General features: G+C 58.8%; 15 protein-coding genes. 4 read left to right on the plus strand and 11 right to left on the minus strand.

Going from position 1 to position 14,928, the window contains the following annotated elements; translation table 11 throughout:
* Positions 1-15 precede the first annotated feature (15 nt).
* The 6 genes from FN037_RS11060 to FN037_RS11085 form a co-directional block, all read right to left on the minus strand.
* Positions 16-693 (minus strand): GntR family transcriptional regulator, encoded by a 678-nt coding sequence (locus FN037_RS11060; protein ID WP_142502232.1) that lies wholly within the window; start codon positions 691-693, stop codon positions 16-18.
* Positions 690-1,649 (minus strand): biotin-dependent carboxyltransferase family protein, encoded by a 960-nt coding sequence (locus FN037_RS11065; RefSeq protein WP_260607872.1) that lies wholly within the window; start codon positions 1,647-1,649, stop codon positions 690-692. Before FN037_RS11065 ends, FN037_RS11060 begins: the two co-directional genes overlap by 4 nt.
* Positions 1,649-2,365, minus strand: a complete 717-nt coding sequence (pxpB, locus tag FN037_RS11070; protein WP_142502234.1) for a 5-oxoprolinase subunit PxpB — start codon at positions 2,363-2,365, stop codon at positions 1,649-1,651. Before pxpB ends, FN037_RS11065 begins: the two co-directional genes overlap by 1 nt.
* Entirely contained in the window at positions 2,362-3,363 is a 1,002-nt protein-coding gene (locus tag FN037_RS11075) for an ABC transporter ATP-binding protein (RefSeq protein ID WP_142502235.1), read from the minus strand. The genes pxpB and FN037_RS11075 overlap by 4 nt, the downstream gene beginning before the upstream one ends.
* The gene (locus FN037_RS11080) at positions 3,344-5,053 is read right to left on the minus strand and encodes an ABC transporter permease (protein WP_142502236.1); all 1,710 of its coding nucleotides are present in this window, start codon (positions 5,051-5,053) and stop codon (positions 3,344-3,346) included. The genes FN037_RS11075 and FN037_RS11080 overlap by 20 nt, the downstream gene beginning before the upstream one ends.
* A 95-nt stretch (positions 5,054-5,148) precedes the next feature.
* Positions 5,149-6,198, minus strand: coding sequence for an ABC transporter substrate-binding protein (locus FN037_RS11085; RefSeq protein ID WP_142502237.1), 1,050 nt, complete (start codon positions 6,196-6,198; stop codon positions 5,149-5,151).
* A 125-nt stretch (positions 6,199-6,323) separates the two neighbouring features.
* Between FN037_RS11085 and FN037_RS11090 the strand changes: the two genes are divergently transcribed.
* The 3 genes from FN037_RS11090 (at position 6,324) to FN037_RS11100 (ending at position 9,448) form a co-directional block, all read left to right on the plus strand.
* A complete protein-coding gene (locus FN037_RS11090; protein WP_138359920.1) occupies positions 6,324-7,100 on the plus strand; it encodes a LamB/YcsF family protein in 777 nt (258 codons plus the stop codon).
* Positions 7,101-7,230: 130 nt separating this feature from the next.
* Positions 7,231-8,154: a dihydrodipicolinate synthase family protein gene (locus tag FN037_RS11095; RefSeq protein WP_138359921.1), complete on the plus strand. Its 924-nt coding sequence runs from the start codon at positions 7,231-7,233 to the stop codon at positions 8,152-8,154.
* A 61-nt stretch (positions 8,155-8,215) separates the two neighbouring features.
* Positions 8,216-9,448 carry a pyridoxal phosphate-dependent aminotransferase gene (locus FN037_RS11100; protein ID WP_142502238.1) on the plus strand — a complete coding sequence of 411 codons (1,233 nt, stop codon included), beginning with the start codon at positions 8,216-8,218 and terminating at the stop codon, positions 9,446-9,448.
* Between the two features lie 96 nt (positions 9,449-9,544).
* Here FN037_RS11100 and FN037_RS11105 read toward each other — a convergent pair whose 3' ends face one another.
* The gene (locus FN037_RS11105) at positions 9,545-10,663 is read right to left on the minus strand and encodes a succinylglutamate desuccinylase/aspartoacylase family protein (RefSeq protein WP_142502239.1); all 1,119 of its coding nucleotides are present in this window, start codon (positions 10,661-10,663) and stop codon (positions 9,545-9,547) included.
* A 14-nt stretch (positions 10,664-10,677) separates the two neighbouring features.
* Here FN037_RS11105 and FN037_RS11110 point away from each other — a divergent pair, with 14 nt between their 5' ends.
* The gene (locus FN037_RS11110; RefSeq protein WP_142502240.1) at positions 10,678-11,133 is read left to right on the plus strand and encodes an Lrp/AsnC family transcriptional regulator; all 456 of its coding nucleotides are present in this window, start codon (positions 10,678-10,680) and stop codon (positions 11,131-11,133) included.
* Here the strand turns inward: FN037_RS11110 and FN037_RS11115 are convergent, their stop codons facing one another.
* From FN037_RS11115 to FN037_RS11130, 4 genes are all read right to left on the minus strand, one after another.
* The gene (locus FN037_RS11115; RefSeq protein WP_142502241.1) at positions 11,134-11,859 is read right to left on the minus strand and encodes an ABC transporter permease; all 726 of its coding nucleotides are present in this window, start codon (positions 11,857-11,859) and stop codon (positions 11,134-11,136) included.
* Complete coding sequence (locus tag FN037_RS11120) at positions 11,856-12,548, minus strand: ABC transporter permease (protein ID WP_142502242.1); 693 nt, start codon at positions 12,546-12,548, stop codon at positions 11,856-11,858. The genes FN037_RS11115 and FN037_RS11120 overlap by 4 nt, the downstream gene beginning before the upstream one ends.
* Positions 12,549-12,613: 65 nt before the next feature.
* Positions 12,614-13,387: an ABC transporter substrate-binding protein gene (locus FN037_RS11125; RefSeq protein ID WP_142502243.1), complete on the minus strand. Its 774-nt coding sequence runs from the start codon at positions 13,385-13,387 to the stop codon at positions 12,614-12,616.
* Positions 13,388-13,416: 29 nt separating this feature from the next.
* Positions 13,417-14,178 carry a dimethylarginine dimethylaminohydrolase family protein gene (locus tag FN037_RS11130; RefSeq protein WP_142502244.1) on the minus strand — a complete coding sequence of 254 codons (762 nt, stop codon included), beginning with the start codon at positions 14,176-14,178 and terminating at the stop codon, positions 13,417-13,419.
* Positions 14,179-14,928: the final 750 nt, after the last annotated feature.

Here is a 14,928-nt window from a genome sequence, read left to right on the forward strand (position 1 = left end):
ACCCTGGTTTCCTACTCAGATTGCAGTAAATCGAGCCACAATACCGGCCCGCGCCTGGCTCAGATGAAAGACCATCGCCTCTCTGGCCCCCTGCGCGTCGCCGTCGTGAATACGTTCCATTAGCGCAATATGCTCCTGGCAGCCGGGCTCGAAGCGAGCGACGGTGCCGTTCTGGTCAAAAGTGCGCGCCTTAATGCGTAGATCAAAAATCATGCGCTCAAGCATGGCGTTACCGCAGTGGGCGGCTATCGTCTGGTGAACCAGATTATCGATACGATGGTTCTCAGAGGCGGAAAAGTCCCGCGCCTGGCGGTGGTCGCTCAGCGCGCGAATCACCGTTTGCGCCTGGGGCTTCGGCATTCGCGTCGCGGCGGCAAACGCCGCTTCCCCTTCAAGGAGAATGCGCAACTGCAGAATCTCCAGATACTCACGGAGCGTGGGCTCTTTCACAATAAGCTGTCCGCGCCCGACCCGGGTCGCGAAACCGCCGCCAACCAGACGGCTGAACGCTTCACGCAACGGCGTACGCGACACGCCCAGCGCCGCCGCCAGCGTCCGCTCCTGCAGCGGAACATTGGTGGGGATCCGTCCCTGCTGGATCATTTCCAGTAGCTGCCGATAGGTCGCTTCTGTCAGATCCTCGCTGCCAGGATTGAGGAAAATATTGTCTACATCACTCTGTGTTTCACTCATAGCCAGCTCACTTCCGTTGATTGAATATGCTGTAAACAGGCGGCGATGCCCGTTTGCAAACGCCGCCAGCGCGCAACGCCTTCCTGTGGGGTGACCGCACGAAACGCTACGCTCTGCCCCGGTCGCAGTTGCCCGACGCGCGGCAGATCCGCAGCAATTAAGGTGGCGATTTTCGGGTATCCACCGGTGGTCTGACGATCGTGCAACGCAATAATCGGCTGACCATTACCGGGAACCTGAATACTTCCCGGCACCACTGCATCGGAAACCATATCAGCTCCGTGTAAATGCGCCAGCGCCGGGCCCGCCATCCGGTACCCCATCCGATCGGCATAGGCGCTCACCCGGTAGCGGCCATGTAAAAAGGTGAGCAACGAAGCGGCGGTGAACGCCTCCTGCTGCGGCCCCATCACCACGGCCAGCGGACCGCTGCTGTACAGTGCTGCCAGGTGCTCATGCGCGCAGCGGCGACGCCCGATATTGGCCGGGTCCCCCAGCGGCAAACGGTCGCCTTTTGCCAGCGCCCGTCCTTCCAGGCCGCCCAGCCCCGCGCGGGTCAGCGTAGCGCGACTGCCCAACACCAGCGGCACATTCACGCCGCCAGCCAGCGCCAGGTAGGCACGTAGCCCGCGCGCTATCCGTCCGATAACCAGTTCGCTGCCCTCCGCCAGCCGGTGGCTGACCCAGGGTTCCAGCACCCGGCCATCCACCTGCGCCTCAACCGCGCCGCCAAGACAGAGGATGCACTCGCCCCCCGTCACCCGATATCGCCCGCCGAGCGCGGTCAATTCCAGCGCCGCGCAATCCGGCCCGTTGCCGACGACGGCATTGGCTAAGCGAAACGCGATCATGTCCATCGGTCCCGAAGCCGGTACGCCCGAATGCGCGAAACCGCGGCGCCCTTCATCCTGCACGGTGGTAAATAGTCCAGGCGAAATGACATCCAGCCAGCCCATCACGCCACCTCCGGCTCAGGAAACCAATCCGCCGCGCGGCACGCGTCGCTCAGGCGGGTAAACTCCGCCGGGGAAATCGGCGCAAAGCTGACTTCATCCCCGGCCTGAAACAAAAATGGCTGTTGACGCTGCGGGTCAAATGAACGCCACGGCGTCCGGCCGATAAGATGCCAGCCGCTGGGGCCCGCCACCGAACTGATTGCCGTCTGCTGGCCGCCAATATTGATGCTGGACGCTGGGGTCATCGCGCGCGGCGACGCCCGACGCGGGGTATGCAGTCCCTCAGGCAGTCCGCCGAGATAGGCGAACCCCGGCATAAATCCCACCATATAAACCCGATAGCGCGCGGTGCTGTGCAGATCAATCACCTGTTGTGGACTCAAGCCGTGCGCCTGCGCCAGGGCGGGCAGATCTTCGCCATATTCACCTCCATAGCACACCGGCACCCGCCAGCGACGGCGCGATGAGTGGTTTGCCGCAGGCGGATCGAGAGACAGCGCAACCCGTTCGCACAGTTCAGTACAGGTTACCGTTAACGGATCAAAGGTTATCGTCAGGGAGCGATAGGTGGGAATGATTTCACTCACCCCACTCACCCCGTTTAACGCCGCCGCCAGCGCCAGCACCCGGGCATTAAGCCGATCGTCGATGCGGTTGCCGAATTCGACCAACAGCGCCTGTTCACCCACCGCAATAAAACGTGGATAGCCGTTCACGCCGACTCCCTGAAAGTCATCGCCTGTTCCGGCCGAAAGCCAAAACTGATGGTCTGACCGGCGATCCGCTCCTCGGACGGAAGATCTACCGGCGCATAGGCCACCAGCATCTGTCCCTGATACGCAATCAATAATTTCCAGTGCAGGCCGCAAAAGGTCGCCATCACGACATTGCCCTGATAGCGCCAGCCCGCCCCCTCGCTGGCGCGCCCGACCAGCATATGCTCCGGCCGAACCCCCAGCGTTCCGTCGCGCTCGCCGGAGATAAAATTGCATTCGCCGAGAAAACCGGCGACAAAGCGGCTATCCGGCTGGCGATAAAGGCTCTGCGGAGAGCCATCGCCGACGATTTCGCCTTTATCCATTATGATGATCCGATCGGAGAGATTCATCGCCTCTTCCTGATCGTGGGTGACAAACACCACCGTCAGCCCCAGTTCCTGGTGCAGCTGTTTAATCTGAACCTGAATCGACTGGCGCAAATTTTTATCCAGCGCCCCGAGCGGTTCATCCATCAGCAGAATGTCCGGATTAAATACCAGCGCACGTGCCAGCGCGGCGCGCTGCTGCTGCCCGCCAGAAAGCTCTCCGGGCAGGCGTTTGCGGTACTCTTCGAGACTGACCAGCGCCAGCGCCTCGCCAACCCGGCGCTCAATATCGACTTTTGCCAGACGACGCATGCGCAGCGGAAAAGCGACGTTCTCAAAGACCGACATATGCGGAAAGAGCGCATAGTTCTGGAACACCATACCAATGTTGCGATCGGCAATCGGGGCGCGGGTCACCTCCTTACCGGCGATCAGTACGTTGCCGCTATCGGGCCGTTCAAATCCGGCAATCACTTTGAGCAGCGTGGTTTTACCGGAACCGGAAGCGCCCAGCAGCGTACAGAATTCACCGCGCGCGACCTTCAGATCGATATGCGGCAGCGCCACCGTCGCAGCGTAGGTTTTGCGAATGGCGTTGAGAGTGACATCTTTACCCTGCATTTGACGCATGTTTGCCTCCATTACGTTTTACCAGGCTCTGAATAATCAGGATCCCCGCCGTCGCCGCGATCAGCACGCAGGAGGCCGAAATCACCGTCGGGTCAAAATCGAACGCCAGCCCTTCATACATCAGCTTCGGCAGGGTTCGATTACGGATAGTGGTCAAAAATAGCGACATCACGACGTCGTCAAAGGAGGTCACAAAGGCAAACACCGCGCCGCCGATCATGCCGGGGAGCAAAAGCGGCAGCATAACGCGGCGAAACATCTGCCACGGCCTGGCGCCGAGGCTGTAGGCCGCCAGTTCCAGGCTGGGATCAAATCCTTTCAGCGCCGCACGCAGCGTAATAAAGGTGTAAGGCGTCGCCAGAACGGTATGGCCGAGGATTAGCGCCACCGAGTTGTTGATTAAACCCAAAGGTCCGCACAGATAATACAGCGAGACCGCGGTAATGATGGCGGGGACCGACATGGGAATAATAAACAGCGTCTCCAGCCAGCTTTTGCGCGGCGAGCGTAGCTTATGAATCCCCATCGCGGCGGTCGCGCCCAGCACCATTGACAGAATGGTGACAATCAGCCCAATCCGCACGCTCTCGCCCAGCGCCAGCATCCATTTAGGATCGGTGAAAAAGTTAACGTACCAGCGCACGCCGTATTCGGACGGAGGAAAAGTGGGGAAGCTGGCGGTACCGAAACTCATCGGAATAACGATAACAATCGGCAGGATAAGAAACAGCGCCACCAGCACGCCCGCGCCTGCGCTGATACGCCCGCCGCCGCTACGTTGCGTCACCACCACCGACTGGCTGCCCTTGCCGCTGGCGCCGCCCATCAGCTTATCGAGACCAAACAGGCGATTAAACAACCACAGCGCGAACAAGGTGGTGATCAGCAATACGCAGGCCAGCGCGGCGGCGATCCCCCAGTTCAGTTCATCGGTAATATTGTGTGATATCAGCTCCGCGACCATCCGCTGCGCCGGTCCGCCCATCAGCGATGGCGTAATGTAGTAACCGACCGCGTTCATAAAGACGATTACCGCGCCAGCAACGACGCCAGGACGCGTCAGCGGCAAAATAATACGGGTGAAGACGCTGAGCGAATCCGCGCCTAAGCTCTGCGCCGCCTGCAGCAGCGAGCTATCCAGCGAGCGGAATGAGGCATAGAGCGGCAACACCACGAAGGGCATCAGCACGTGCACCATGCCGATCAGTACGCCGGTAAAGTTATACAGGAACGCCACCGGCTGCGAAGTTATCTGCAGGGTCATCAAAAGATGGTTAAGGGGGCCGTTTTGCTGCAGCAGCGCGATCCACGCCGAGGTCCGTACCAGCGCGCTGGACCAGAACGGCAGCAGAACGGCGAAAAACAGCAGCTTCGCCATCGCCGGGCGCACCGAAGCCATCAGCCAGGCCAGCGGGTAGCTCATCACAATGCAGCCAATGGTAACCGCCGTCGCGATAACAAACGTATTTTCCAGAACGATGCGATAAATCGGGGTATCCCACAGGTGGAGATAGTTTTCGAGGCTAAAATGCCCCTGCACCAGGAATCCTTGCTTCAGCAGCCCGGCAATCGGCCAGACAAAAAACAGCAGTAAAAAAAGCAGCAACGGTAGCGTCGCCACGAGGGCCAGCCCGGGCCATCGGATCCGCCGGGATGGGGTAAGGTTGTCAGTCAATATCGTTGCCACCATAACTCACTCCGTTCTGGACGGGACCCTACCAGCAGTCCCGTCCGCCCAGTCATTCACTGAATCAACATATGCTTCACACTCACAACAGGCCGCCGCTACTGCGCGCGAACCTGGTTATAGCGCTCAATGATCGCCGGGCCATTTTTGTCCCACCATCCCGCATCCATAAACAGGGTGTGCTGCAGCCGTTCCGGCGTCGACGGCAAACGTTGCTGGCGCGCTTTGTCGATATACTGCATCGCATCTTTGGTGGTCGGGCCATAGGCGATGTACTTGCTGAATTCCGCCTGATGTTTCGGCGCAATAATGTAGTTGAGCAGTTTCAGCGCGGCTTCGCGGTTGTGCGCCCCTTTAACCAGCGCGAAATAGCCAACCTGAGCGATGGAATCGTCCCAGGACATTTTGATCGGTACGCCGGAGTCGATGCCCGCCTGGAAGCGACCATTCCAGCCCAGCGCCATCACCACTTCGCCGCTGGCGAGCGCCTGCACCGGTTCAGCGCCGCTCTTCCACCATTTCGCTACATAGGGTTTGATTTTCTTAATCTGATTCATCGCCCGATCGACCCCTTCCGGGGTACTCAGCGTTTTATAGACGTCTTCCGGCTTGACGCCGTCGGCGATTAGCGCCGCTTCGATCACCGTGGCCGGTTCATCCTGTAAGGTGCGTTTACCGGGGAATTTCTTCACGTTCCAAAAATCGGCGAAGGTTTTCGGCTGCGGTTTACCTTCCGGGAAGGCTTTACTGGAGAAGCCGATCAGGGTGGAGAAAATTTCAGACGGCACACCGTAATCGTTGCGCGCGCCGGGGATAACATGCTGCTGATTGACCATTTCGGGGGTGATCTTTTCAAATACGCCCAGCTTGATGCCGCGGGCCAGCCGCGAACTGTTTTCCGTCACCACATCCCATGAAACGGTATTGGTATCCTGCATGGCTTTCAGTTTACTGACCTGCGGGTCGGTATCTTCGACGACATCAATACCGGTTTCTTTATTAAAGGGCTTTAGCCAGGCTTCACGAATCGCGTCCTGGTAGGCTCCGCCCCAGCTGGCAAAGTAGAGCTCATCCGCGTTGGCGGACAGGCTATAGCTCATGGTCAACAGGCCCAATGTCAGACAGCCTGCTTTGATCGATGGTTTCATCTGCTCACTCTCTCCTCGTTAAACATTCGTTTATCGGCGCACTCGCCAGCAGCGTGATGTTGGCTTTCACCCTTTGGCATTCTCATTGCATGCATTTGGTATACCAAGTGTTTCAAGGAGTCATTATGCAAGAAGTGGACCTGAATTCAGATCTGGGTGAAAGTTTTGGTCAATTCAGCGTGGGCGACGATGAAGCCATGCTGGATCTGGTGACGTCGGCCAACGTCGCCTGCGGTTTTCACGCTGGCGATGCGGTAGTGATGCACCGCACCGTCACCCACGCCAAAGCGCGCGGGCTGGATGTCGGCGCGCATCCGGGCTTTCTTGACCTGTGGGGCTTTGGCCGGCGCACCATTACCGGCGATAGCCCGGCGGATGTCGGCAAAATGGTGGTGTATCAGCTAGGGGCCATGCAGGCGGTGGCGCGGGCCTGCGGCCATGCGATGACGCACGTCAAGCTGCACGGCGCAATGGCCACCCAGGCATTCACCGACGACGCATTATCGGCAGCCATTGTCAGCGCAATTCTGGCCGTCGACCGTCAGTTGATGCTGGTCACCACCCCACACAATGCGACAGAACGGGCGGCGCGCAAGGCCGGACTGCGCGTCGCCTGCGAAGTGTTCGCGGACCGCAGCTACGGTGAGAACGGACTTACCCTCCCTCGGCACCTTCCGGATGCCATCATTCACGATCCCGAGCGTGCCGCCAGCCGTGCGCTGCAAATGATTGAAGAACAAGCGATTCGTACCATCAGCGGCGCCAGGATCCCGATGCCCGTGCACACCATCTGCGTTCACGGTGATAACCCGCAGGGCGTCGCTATCGCCCGTACCTTACGTGAACGCCTGACCGCCGCTGGCGTCGTTATTCGGCCACTCAGCCAGTTGAGTCACCTATAAGTCGCTGCGACATAAATGAACAAATGACGCGCAATAACAGTGCGCAATTGCACCATCGACAGGCAAACGCCGGTTACTACCACCACACCATCGTCATGCCGCAGGGGCATGACCTGTAAAGGAGAGAGAGATGAAAGACAGGATTGAATGCCGTGAAAGACTGCGCGGAATTTTCAATATCACCGTGACACCGTTTACCGCGCAAGGCGATATTGATTTCGCGGGGCTGGCCGCCAATATTGAGCGCGTCATCGGCCTCGGCTACGACGGTATCCTGATCGGCGGAACCTATGGCGAATTCCCGACGCTCAGCGTTGAGGAGCGCGCCGCGATTTTCCGCCACGTTATGCAAGTCGTGGGCGATCGCGTTCCGGTTATGCTGTGCAGCGCGGGTTCCGACGCCCGGGTGGTTCGCGAACTGACCACGCTGGCAGGCGACCTCGGCGGCCTGCCGATGGTCACGCCGCCTTTTGTTTCCGAAGTCACCGATGCGCAAATCGTAAGCTTTTTCCAGCAAATGGCGCCGTTATCCAGAACCGGGATTCTGGTCTACAACGCGCCGGGCATCGGCATCACCTTATCCCCTGCTCTTCTGGAGCAACTGGCGGATATCCCGCAGGTGGTGGGTATCAAACAGGGCGATCTCAATCCGACCGTCATCGATCAAATCGCCAACCGCTTATCCGGCCGTGTGCGTCTGTTCTGTGCCTCCGATCTGGCGTTTTTAGGCCCCATGATGTGCGGCTTCGACGGGATCAGTACCACCAACAGCGGCGCCCTGCCCGAGCTGGTGTTAGCCAGCTTCCGGGCGCTGGAGCAAGGCGATGCCGCCACCGCCAGAGAATTACACCGCTTATGGTACGGCTTCCGCGCCCTGGCCCGTCGCCACGGCCAGCCGCAACTGGTGAAAGCCGCCATGAATCTGCGCGGCTTCAACGGCGGACATGTGCGTTCGCCGCTGATCGATGTCAGCCCGGAAGTGATTGCCGAAACCCGGGCGGAGCTTCTGCGCCTTGCCGCCGACACGCGCAGCGGCGTCACGCTAACGGCCTGAGATTCCTGAAAAGATGAATACGCCGCCCGATTTAACGCGGCGTTTAACCAAAGAGAACACTATGTCAGCACCATTTCTCGCGCCGCGCATGCGGCGAGTTCGCCCATCGCCGACGGCGGCCATTGCCGATCGGGTACGCGCTCTCCAGCAGCAGGGGATCGACATTATTAGCCTTGGCCTCGGTGAACTGGATTTTGCCACACCGGCGGCGATCGGCCAGGCCGGTATCAACGCTATCCACCAGGGTGAAACAAAATACACCGCCGTCGGCGGTACCGTCGCCCTGAAAGCCGCCATCATGGATAAATTCGCCCGCGACAACGACCTGCGCTTTACCCCCCAGGAGATCATTGCCGGAACGGGGGCTAAGCAGCTGATTTTCAATGCGCTGCAGGCGACGCTAAGCAGTGGTTTGCAGGCCATTATCCCCGCGCCGTACTGGGTCTCCTATCCCGATATGGTCGCGCTGGCGGATGGCGAACCCGTCATCGTTCCGACCAGCGAGCAAAACGGCTGGAAACTCACGCCGCAATCTCTGGCCGCCGCCATTACCCCGCATACCCGCTGGCTGATCCTCAACTCGCCCTCCAATCCCACGGGAGCGCTGTACAGCCGCGCGGAATTGCTGGCGCTGGCGGAGGTGCTGCTGGCCGCACCGCAGGTGCTGATTCTGGCAGATGATATCTATGAGGCGCTGCGCTACGACGGCGCACCATTCTGCACGCTGGCGCAGATTGCGCCCGGACTACGCGATCGCATTCTGACGGTGAATGGGCTCTCAAAGGGCTTTTCCATGACCGGCTGGCGCCTGGGCTACGCGGCCGGGCCCGCGTGGTTAATTTCCGCGATGACCATTTTGCAGTCGCAGAGCACCTCCAACCCATGTTCGCTGGCGCAGGCGGCGGGGGTCGCCGCCCTCAACCACCCCGCCGATTTCCTGCCCCAGTGGCTGGCTATCCTCACTCAACGCCGCAATCGGGTAATGGCGCTGATTGATGAGGTCAACGGAGTCAGCGCGGCGACGCCGCAGGCCGCATTTTATGTCTTCGCGAATTGCTCCGGCCTGATCGGTCAATCGACCCCGGCGGGCGATCGGCTCCATGATGACGTCGCGGTTGCCGATTACCTGTTAACCGCAGCCCATGTCGCCACCCTCCCGGGAACCGCATTTGGGATGCCAGGATATCTGCGGCTGGCCTACGCGCTGGATGATGCCCAGTTGGAATTAGCCTGTCAGAGCATCGCCCGCGCCTGCGGGGAACTGCAGCCCCCTGTTCACGTGTTAATGTCCTGACCACGCCGGGGGCGCGCAGGTATACGGCCAGATCATATGGGCGATCGACAGGGACGTTTTTCCAGGCAGGTGATAAAAGTGATGGTTCGCTGCCGCTTACATCGCCAGCCCGCCCCCGCCGCTGAACGGCTGCTCTCCGGCGATTTTCATGATTTCCGCCCCTAACGTCACAAATGGCGCCCGACGACTGGCATAGATCACACCGCCCGATTTCGGACGGACCGCGTTGACACTATCACTGAGCGGATCAATGATTTCAGCGACCACATCATCGCGGCTGACCCATTCACCAGGCTGTTTCAACTGCACTAAAATTCCCGTCGCCGGGGCGGTAACAATTTCTCCGGCGGAAAACGGCAGCATCACCGTTTCCTGCGGCGGAACCGCAGGCTTAACGCCCGCCAGCACGCCACGGTATTGCAGGTAGCGGTACAGCCGTTCGGCGTCATCGCAGGCGGTGGCGTGATTCACATCCTGCTGACCACGCAGCTCGACGGTGACCGCCATACAGCCGGGCTGGCGCGGTTGCCACGATGGATAACGGGCAGCCAGACGATGCCACGGCAGGCCGCAGGCCTCATCAAATGAGTTACCTCCGCTCTCCTGTGACAGCAGCACGACGCCGATACCGAGAAACGCCGCCAGCACGCCAGCCTCACTCTGCCAGGCCGGATCGGCGTACAGATGCAAAATCGCCCGATCGTCACAGTGCAGATCCAACACCAGGTCGGCGTCGCAGGCGAGGCTCAATAAATGATGGCGCAGCGCCTGAACCTCGTTGCCGACGGGCTCAGCCGCTAACGCGCTCTGCATTGCCGCGCGCACCCGTTGCAGATACCCCGCGCTGGACGCCGGCGATGTCGCGTCCAGGCGCTGACACGCCAGTGCCGCCAGATCGGGAAAATCGCGATTAAAATTACGCCCGCTTACGAGATCGAAGCGGCCAATGCCGCTATTGAGCAGCACCTGCGCCAGTCCTGGCGGATTCGCCACCGGCACCAGAATGATTTCGCCTCGCAGCTCACCGCGCCGTTCCGCCTGGTTCAATAATCTTTTAAGATAATGGAGAACCAGCATGCCCGGAATTTCATCGGCGTGCAGTCCCGCCTGCAGATAGACTTTTTCTCCTGTTCCGGGCTCGCCGAAATGAAAATGGCTTAATTGCCGCTGCCCACTGAGGACATGCTCAGGTAATGTATAGTGTTTAATTCTCATTGGACGTCCTGGTTGTGGTAAAGAAAGCCCGGCTTGACCGTATCGATTATAAAATCCTTGAAATCCTGCGCCGGGATGGCCGCATTTCTTATCAGAAGCTCTCGGAGCAGGTAAATCTCACTGCGCGTCCCTGTCTGGAACGCGTGCGTAGCCTTGAGCGCGAGGGCATTATCCGCGGCTACAGCGCCATCATTGAACTGCCCGATCCGGAGCACGCTTTTATCGTTCAGGCGCAAATCGCGCTGGCCGACCATGGCCGCTCGCAGCCGATGTTCGAACAGGAAATGCGCCAGACGCCGGAAGTGCTGGATTGCTGGCTGGTCAGCGGCAGCTTCGACTTTCTGGTGCGCATCGGCTGCCGTAGCATGACCCACTACTGCCAGCTGGCGGACAGATGGCTAACCAGTAAAAAGTTCCATGTCGATAAAATCGTCACCCTGACTGAGCTGCAGTCCATTAAGCGCACCTGATCAGCCGCGGCGAACAAAGGCCAGCCAGCGCCGTTCGGCGCGTGAAAAGGCGAAAATCAGCATAAAGGTGCAAAGCAGATACAGCGCGGCGGCCATCAGAAACGGAATAAACGGCGAATAGGTCATGGCGTAGAAAGCCCGCGCCACGCCGGTGATGTCCAGTAATGTCACGGTGCTGGCCAGGGATGTCGCGTGCAGTAAAAAGACCATTTCATTATTCAGCGCCGGGATCCCGCGTCTGAGCGTGGCAGGCAGAACAAGACGGCGGACAATTTGCCATTTTCCCATACCGTAAGCCTCGCCGGTGATCCACTCCTGGCGCGGGAAAGTCAACATCATGCCCGCCAGCAGTTCCGCAACGTAGGCCGAAGTATTCAGTACCAGCGCCAGGGTGGCGCAGAAGGTGGCATCGCGGAACAGCAGCCAGAATGGCTGGTCATTCTGCCAGCCCATCTGCACGATATCGAACTGCGACAGCCCGTAATAAATCAGCATCAATTGCAGGTAAAGCGGCGTGCTGCGGAAAAACCAGGTCAACGCGCGAATGGGTATCGACAGCACCCGCGGGCCGTAAACCTGCCCTACCGCCATCAATATCGCCAGCGCCATGCCGGGAACGATGGCGAGTAAAAACAGCTCCGCGGTCACTGCCAGACCGCTCGCCGCGCCGTTGCCATCGCTCCATAAATAGCCGGGAATCGCCGCGATAAAGGTTTGCAGATTCATAGCGTCGCCCCCGCCGTTGAAGAACGCAGAGCATAACGTTTCGCCAGACGGTTAAACAGCCAGCTGGAAAGCGCGGTGATAACCATATAAATCAGCGACACCAGAAAGTAGAACAAAAACGGTTTTTGCGTGGCGCGGCCAGCCTGTTCGGCCAGCCATACCATATCCTCCAGACCGAGGATCGAGACCAGCGCCGATGCTTTCATCAGCCCCAGCCAGTTATTGTTGATCCCTGGAATAGCAAAGCTCAGCATCTGCGGTAACATCACCCGGCGAAATACCGTCCACGGACGCATTCCGTATGCCTGCGCCGCTTCGGTTTGCCCGCTCTCGACGGTAAGAAACGCGCCGCGAAACGTCTCCGTGTAGTAAGCGCCAAATACAAAGCCAATTGCCAGTACGCCGGAAATAAAGGTATTGAAACGAACGGGCCCCAGCCCGACCAGCCCCAGCAGTTGATTCACCAGCATTTCGCCGCCAAAAAACAGCAGCAGCATAATCACCAGTTCCGGGATACCGCGCACCAGCGTGGTATAGCCGGTAGAAAACACCCGCAGCCACGGCGGGCCAAACAGTTTAATCAGCGCGTTAACCAGCCCCAGCAGCAGGGCCACCAGTAATGAAGAGAACATCACGCACAGCGAAACCGCCGCGCCGCGTAACAGTAATGGTAAATAGTCTGCGACCATGTTCAGCCTTCCACGGGGGTCAGAAACGGGCGCCAGTCAACAACCGGCACCCTCGCCTTCACGATTTATTTGCCATAAATATCAAAGCTAAAGTATTTTTTCTGGATGGCATCGTAGGTGCCATCAGCGCGGATTGCCTTAATGGCGCCATTTAACGCATCGCGCAGCGCCGGGTTGTCTTTATTGACTGCAATCCCGACGTCGGAAGAGATGCCGCCATCCTGAATAACCGGGCCGGCAAAGGCAAATTTCTGCCCACGAGGCGTATCAATAAAGCCGGTCGCCGCCTGGATATTATCCTGCAGAGAGGCGTCAATGCGCCCGGAAAGCAAGTCGAGATAAACGTTGTCCTGGTTAGCGTAACTGACGATCTTCACGCCATGACTGGCCCAGTTTGCCTTTGCAAACGCTTCATGGGTGGAGCCGGTCTGCACGCCAACGGTTTTGCCCTTCAGACTGGCGGCATCCGGCAGCAGCGGGCTCCCTTTGCGCGCCACCAGCTGCGCCGCGCTGCGATAGTAGCGATCGGTGAAATCCACTTCCTTTTTGCGCTCATCGGTAATATTGAGCGAAGCGATAATGGCATCGAATTTATGCGCATTGAGGGCGGCGATCATGCTCTCAAACGGCTGCTTAACGAAAACGCATTTGGCCTTCAGCTGCGTGCAAAGCGCGTTGGCGATATCAATATCAAAGCCAGTAATGTCCCCGCTGGGGGCCAGAACGTCAAAGGGCGGATAGCCACCATCAACACCAAAACTGATCGTGTCAAACTGCTGGGCGGCCAGCGGCGCGCTCAGCGCCATACAGGCCAGTAAAGCGGCAAGGCGTGTTTTCATTTTCGGTTTCCCCGGAGTTGGCGCGATGATTAAAAACGCAGTGAGAGGCAGGTCAGACCGCCATCCATCTTCTTAAATTCGCTGGTATCAAGCTGTACGATGGGCATGCCCAGTTGACCGATTTTCCCCAGGGTGTAGGGATAACCTTGCGGCGTAATTAAGGTATCGTTGATCCACAGCGTATTTCCGGCGTAGGACTCCTCCTCCGGGATAACAATGCGGTTAAAACCGCTAAACGCCGGGTGATTAACATAGCCTTCCGTCAGCAGCAGCGTATTGCGGCCAACATAGTTGACGATCGATTTCAGATGCAGGCCGGCACTGACGTCAACCGCCGTCACGCGATAGCCGTGGGGCTCAACGGCTGCGGCAAACTCGCGGATCCCCTGCTCGTCAGTGCGCGCCGTCAGGCCGATAAAAAACTGTTTATCCACCAGCAGTACGTCGCCGCCATCCATATGCCCACGCTCACTCATCTGTACCAGCGGACGGAAACCCGCCAGAAGCGGCGCGATGGTATCGACTTCTCCCCGACGGCTCGGCGCGCCCGGATGGGTAATCACCGCCAGTTCTGGCATCACCACGGCGGTATCTTCAACAAAGTGCGCGTCCGGATAATCCTCTGCGGCAGGCAGCACGGTGACCTTGAGGCCAAGTCGTAATAAGGTTTCTATATAGGCGAGAAACTGACGCGTGGTATTGGCAACATCCGGTGCCCCTAACCGGGCGGTTGTTTGCCCGGCGCCGCAGGTCGCGGCCGGTAAACGAGCGATAGCTTGGGTAAAATGCATTGATAACCCTCTGATGGCATTGGTCTGTATTATTCCCGGAACGGGTTAATTGATTATTAAATAGATGCCGCCACCAGTCAGGCTGAATCGCCCGCCGTCACCTCCGATTTACGCTGTATACGCCCGCGGGGACGACGCATTCCGCTGTAAAGGACGTACGCTTTATCGGATAAGGCGAGGCAGTTATGCACGTTTTTGGGGAATGTTTCGTTTATCAGCGCGAATGTTTTTCAGCGGAGTTTTGGCGAAAGCTTGATGGCGTTTATTCGTTTGCTGCCCTGATGCAGTTTGCCGGATGACGAGTTTAGGTTGTTTTTTTATAACGTTCAGCGCCCGGGTAGTTACAGATTGATTGTTGACTCACCGCAGCGGGGTTGGGCGCATCAAGGAAACCTGGCGGGAACGCAGGCGCGCATCCAGGACTGGCCGCCAGGACGGCGGCCAGAGGGCGGGTCGAGACAGGGACAAAATTGCCGGGAGCAATTTTGAACAGCGCTTGCGCTGGCCCTGGAAGGGCGAGTCCCAGGGATGGGACGAGTAGCGTCGAGTCCCGCCCGGTCCGCCAGATGAAGCCGGAGTGGAGCGGACCGCGCAGCGGCAGGTTTTCAGCGCAATGCCGGGGGTCATGGGGGCGGGCGAAACGCCCCCATGCCGTTCACAGGCTGCGAAGATGACCAATATCCTCGTATTTATAGTGAACGGAACAGTCCACTAAGCAAAACCAGGCGAAAACTAAAAATGCGACATTTT

The sequence above is a fragment of the Klebsiella sp. 2680 genome, assembly GCF_900198535.1.
GTDB classification, from domain to species: domain Bacteria; phylum Pseudomonadota; class Gammaproteobacteria; order Enterobacterales; family Enterobacteriaceae; genus Klebsiella; species Klebsiella indica.